The following is a 3,866-nucleotide window of genomic DNA, read 5'->3' on the forward strand; positions in this document are numbered from 1 at the left end:
CCTTTCCGCCTGGCAGTCCTGCAGCTGGAGACCTATGACGGCATCTTCTATGACGCCAAGCTCATCTTGCAAAAGCTCGGCCGCCTCTGTGACTACATCCTCTTTGACTGTGCCTGGGGCGGCTATGAACAATTTGTCGACGTCCTCAGAGACTACTCTCCTTTCCAGCAGACCTACGGTCCCGATGATCCCGGCATCCTGGTCACCCAGTCCATCCACAAGCAGCAAGCCGGCGTGGGCCAAGCTTCCCAGATTTTGAAAAAAGACAGCCATATCAAGGGGCAAAAGCGCTACGTCGACCACAAGCACTTCAACCACGCCTACATGAAGTACGTTACGACCAGCTACTCCTACCCGGTCTACGCTTCCTTGGTCGCCAACAGCGCCATGGCTGCTTCACCGGCCGTTAACAACTGGTGGAGCGACACGGTTAAATTAGGCATCGACTTCCGCAAGCGGCTCTTAAAAGAAAGCAAGCTTTTTAAGCCCCTCGTTCCGCCAACTGTCCGCGGGCAAAAGTGGGAAGAGCTGCCAACCGATGTCCTGGCCCACGATCCAGAAGCCTGGAAACTGTCCCCAGACGATGATTGGCACGGCTTCAAATTGATCGCCCCAGGTGAAGTTGCCTTAAGCCCGGTCAAGGTCACCTTGATGACGCCCGGCATTGACCTGGCAAAAGCTGCCTTTACTGAAGAAGGCATCCCCGGCGCGGTCGTTTCCCTCTACTTGCACGAAAAACACATCATCCCGGAAAAGTCCGACAGCTACTCTACCCTCTACCTCTTAACGCCAGGCGAAAGCCAGGTTGACATGAACGGCCTCTTCTCTGCCTTAATGGCCTTTGAAGATGCCTATTTGACTAAGGCGCCTCTCTCTTCCATCATGCCGGAATTGGTAAGCCAGTATCCTGACCGCTATAATGGTTATACCCTCTACCAGCTCTGCCAGGAGCTCCACCACTATTACCAAGAGCATGACATCTTTAAGCTCCAGCAAGCCCTTTTCTTAAAAGGCAGCTTCCAAAATTACGAGATGACGCCAAAAGAAGCAGACCGTGAATTCGTCCACGGCAACAGCGAACTGGTCAAACTGTCTGACGCCAAAGGCCGGGTAGCTCTAGAAGGCGCCCTCCCTTACCCGCCTGGCGTCTTCATCGTGGCACCTGGTGAGCGCTGGCAGGACCTGGACGTCGCCTACTTCCAAGTCTTGATCGGCGCTGCCCAAAAGTTCCCAGGCCTGGATCCGGAAATCCAAGGGGTCTACCAAGAAGGAGGCGAAGTCTGGGCTGAAGTCCTCAAAGAATCTTAGAATGACAAAAACGTTGACACAAGACAGTGTCAACGTTTTTTATATCTTGAACTATTTTCTTTATTTGGCCTTTTTGCTTATTCGCCAAACAAGGTTGCCTTTACCGCGTTAGTTACGGCAATCTTGTCGTGAGCATAGGTCAAACCGCCCTGCATGTAAACGGCGTAAGGCGGGCGAATCGGGCCGTCAGCTGAGAATTCAACCGTTGATCCGGACACAAAGGTCCCCCCAGCCATGATGACTTCATCTTCATAGCCCCGCATGTGGCTTGGAATTGGCGTGACGAAGGAGTCAACCGGCGAATTCTTCTGCACTTCCTGGCAGAACTTGATCATCTTCTCCTTGTCGTTGAAGGTGATCAGTTCGATGAGGTCAGTCCGCGGCGCGTCCCACTTAGGAGACACGTTGAAGCCCAGCTTTTCCATCAAGGCAGCTGAATAGATCATCCCCTTGATGGCTTCCCCGGTCACGTTTGGCGCCAGGAAGAAGCCCTCGTAGAATTCATGCAGGCTGTTTAAGGTTGGGCCTTCTGAGTCGCTGATCCCTGGTGCAAAAAGCCGGCTGGCTGCCCGGTGGATCAAGTCTTTTCTGCCGACGATGTAGCCGCCAGTTTGGGCAATCCCGCCTCCGGCATTCTTGATCAAAGAACCGGCCATGAAGTCGGCCCCATATTCAGTCGGCTCATGCTTTTCAGAAAATTCCCCGTAGCAGTTGTCAACGAAGATTAAGGACTGGGGACTGACTTCCTTGATGAAGTCGATCATTTCCTTGACCTTGGCAACTGGGAAGCTTTCCCGGGTATCGTAGCCCCGGGACCGCTGAATAGCCACAATCTTAGGCTGGTCCCGCTTTAAGATCTTTTCCCCTGCTTCAAAGTCGACGCTGCCATCTTCTTTCAGCGGCACGTAAGAGAAGTTAACCCCTTTTTCAATCAAGGTACCGGCCTTGTCTGGAGTAAGACCGATGGCGTGCTGCAGGGTGTCGTACGGCATCCCCGTCAGATAAGTCAAGGTATCGCCTGGCACCAGGTTGCCATCAAGGGCAGTTGCCAGGGTGTGGGTCCCGGAAACGAATTGCGGCCTTACCAGCGCGTCTTCAGTATGGAAGACCTGGGCGTAGACCCGCTCCAGCTTGTCTCTGCCTTCATCGTCGTCCCCGTAGCCGTTGGTCCCCTTAAGGTCTGATTCAGCAACCGCGTTGTCGACAAAGGCCTCCAGGACCTTGGCCTGGTTGTAGATAACCTGTTCATCGATTTCTTGGAGACGCCCGGCGATCTGCTCGTCGACTTCCTTGACAATTTTTGCTAATTCTTCTGGTAAATTGTTCATCAAAAAATCCCTCTGTTTTTTCTTTGTTACTTACCTATCTTAAACCAAATCGCCGCTTTTTTAAATAAAAAATAGCCTTCCATGCAATTATGGAAAGCTATTTGCAAAAATTCTACTGTTCGCTGGCTGCTTTTTCCGGCAAGATCAGGTTCAAGACAATCCCGAAGACCGTGGCCAAGGCGATGCTGGTCAGCTGGAAAGAGCCGATCTTGAGGTAGGTGCCCCCGATCCCGATAACCAGGATGACGGAAGCAATGACCAGGTTCCGCTTCTTTTCAAAGTCGACCTTGTTGTCAACCAGGATCCGCAGGCCGTTAGCCGCGATCATCCCGAAGAGCAGGAAGGAGATCCCCCCGATGACCGGGGTTGGAATGGATTCAATCACCGCTGAAACCTTGCCGACAAAGGAGAAGACGATGGCGAAGAAGGCCGCCCCGCCCAAGACGAAGACGCTGTGGACCTTGGTCATGGCCAAAACGCCGATGTTTTCCCCGTAGGAAGTAGTTGGCGGGCCACCCAGAAAGCCGGCGATGATGCTGGAAAGGCCGTCGCCCAGCAGGGTCCGGTGCAGGCCCGGGTCTTCAAAGAAATTCCGCTTGGTCAGTTTGTTTAAGACCATGATGTGGCCCATGTGCTCAGTCATGGTGACAAAAGCGATCGGAGCCATGGTGATGATCGCGGCCGGGTACCACTTGAACTTGTAGTTGACCCCCATGACGTCAAAGGCTGGCAAAGAGAACCACTTGGCGCTTTCAACGCCGGACAGGTCAACGATCCCGCAGAAAAGCGCCATAAGATAGCCGCAGATGATCCCCAGCAAAACCGGGATCATGCTCGGGAAGCCCTTCAAAAACATGTTAAAGATAATCGTGATGACCAGGGTAAAAATCGCCACCCCGAAGTAAGTCAAGCTGTACTTGCCGCTGGCATTGAACATGGCATCGTTAGCCGCGGTCGTAGCTAATGACAGGCCGATGACGATGATGATCGGGCCAACCACGATTGGCGGCAGGATCTTGTCCAGCCAACGAGAACCAAAGCGGGCAATCAAAAGGGCTACGATAACGTAGACCAGACCTGCCGCAATGGCCCCCTGCCCTACGGCCGGGTAGCCGTAATTTTTCATCAAGGCCTGCATGGTCGCGATAAAGGCAAAAGATGAGCCCAAGTAGGCTGGAATCTTCGCCTGGGTGCAAAGGATGTAGACCAGGGTCCCTACCCCTGAACAGA

Annotated in this window: 2 protein-coding genes and 1 pseudogene; 1 reads left to right on the forward strand and 2 read right to left on the reverse strand. The window is 53.3% G+C overall.

The features are described 5' to 3' along the window. Window positions 1-1,308, forward strand: a pseudogene (locus tag ACI32D_RS00850) (ornithine decarboxylase); the annotation flags it as partial. A 77-nt stretch (window positions 1,309-1,385) separates the two neighbouring features. Here ACI32D_RS00850 and ACI32D_RS00855 read toward each other — a convergent pair. Both ACI32D_RS00855 and ACI32D_RS00860 read right to left on the reverse strand, forming a co-directional pair. Further along, the gene (locus ACI32D_RS00855; protein ID WP_439774786.1) at window positions 1,386-2,636 is read right to left on the reverse strand and encodes an aminotransferase class I/II-fold pyridoxal phosphate-dependent enzyme; all 1,251 of its coding nucleotides are present in this window, start codon (window positions 2,634-2,636) and stop codon (window positions 1,386-1,388) included. Between the two features lie 112 nt (window positions 2,637-2,748). Continuing rightward, window positions 2,749-3,866, reverse strand: a 1,118-nt coding sequence (locus ACI32D_RS00860) for a uracil-xanthine permease family protein (RefSeq protein ID WP_439774787.1), incomplete at its 5' end; no start/stop codon positions are given.

The sequence above is a fragment of the Lactobacillus sp. genome, from assembly GCF_051873315.1.
GTDB lineage: Bacteria > Bacillota > Bacilli > Lactobacillales > Lactobacillaceae > Lactobacillus.

Coding starts and splice junctions, on each gene's coding strand:
- ACI32D_RS00855 (WP_439774786.1), bottom strand. CDS start 2,636: ATGAACAATTTACCAGAAGAATTAGCAAAAATTGTCAAGGAAGTCGAC.